This is a genomic window from Nguyenibacter vanlangensis (genome assembly GCF_013376155.1).
Lineage (GTDB): Bacteria > Pseudomonadota > Alphaproteobacteria > Acetobacterales > Acetobacteraceae > Gluconacetobacter > Gluconacetobacter vanlangensis.
Genome location: NZ_JABXXP010001115.1, coordinates 1 through 683 on the forward strand (window position 1 = coordinate 1; position 683 = coordinate 683).

General features: G+C 70.1%; 1 protein-coding gene. It reads right to left on the reverse strand.

Annotated features, from left to right (window positions below):
* Positions 1-683 (reverse strand): WD40 repeat domain-containing protein (locus HUK84_RS21575; RefSeq protein ID WP_176641967.1); only part of this gene is annotated, 683 nt, incomplete at both ends.

The window sequence follows — 683 nt, forward strand, 5'->3', positions numbered from 1 at the left end:
GCCCTGCCAGCGCACGACCCGCTGCGCGCCCAGCGGCCAGCCGGTCACCTGCGGGTTCAGGTCGGTCAGCGCCCGGCCGTGACCGCCCTGCACGATCCATACATCCTCGGCGCGCGTCGGCGTGCTGGCTGGCAGTGCGACGGTGCCGTCGCGGGCCATGGAAAACGCATAGGGCTCGCCGCCCAGATCCACCGTCCGGCTTATCGTGCCGTCCGCGGCATTCATCCGGCCGAGACAGGGTGCGACGTCATGGAAACCCAGCACCGTCAGGCTCCGCCCGTCAGCATTCCATGCCATGGCCCGGACCGATCCGGACCAGCCGGCCCCTATCTTGTGGGCGCGTCCATCTGCCAGATCGTAGCGGCTGACGGTGCCCACGATTCCATCATGGTCGAAATGCCCCCATGCCAGATGGCCACCATCGGGCGAAAAGACCGGGTGCACCGCCGTCGCCCGGCCCGGCAGGCGGTGCAGGACATGACCGGCGGTATCGATGATGCTGATGGCGGACTGGTACCAGAACGCGTCCAGCCCGTCCGAGCGGCCGGCGCGCACGGCGAGCGACCGTCCATCGGGTGCCCATTCGACGTCGAACACCGCATGCGCGTCCAGCGCGACCGGCCGCATATGCCCGTCCGCCAGGGTCAGGATCACCAGGCCGGCCCCCGGCGGCATGTCGTCCG